Source organism: Chitinophaga sp. ARDCPP14, from assembly GCF_051362515.1.
Taxonomy (GTDB): Bacteria; Bacteroidota; Bacteroidia; order Chitinophagales; family Chitinophagaceae; genus Chitinophaga.
The window spans coordinates 1-255 of record NZ_JBKIXB010000048.1; the positions used below are offsets into that span (position 1 = coordinate 1).

General features: G+C 50.6%; 1 rRNA gene. It reads right to left on the reverse strand.

Going from position 1 to position 255, the window contains the following annotated elements:
* Positions 1 to 255 (reverse strand): 16S ribosomal RNA (locus ACLHR0_RS31725); the annotation flags it as partial.

Consider the following 255-nt stretch of genomic DNA (forward strand, 5'->3'; position numbering starts at 1 on the left):
TCTCAGTGCCCGTGTGACTGGTCGCGCTCTCACGCCAGTTACTGATCGTCGGCTTGGTGAGCCGTTACCTCACCAACTACCTAATCAGACGCACGCCCATCTTTAAGTGATAAATCTTTAAATGCTATCTGATGCCAGATCACATTCTTATGGGGTATTAATCCAAATTTCTCTGGGCTATTCCCCGCTTAAAGGAAGGTTGCGTACGTGTTCCGCACCCGTTTGCCGGTCGCCACCCAGTATTGCTACCTGTGC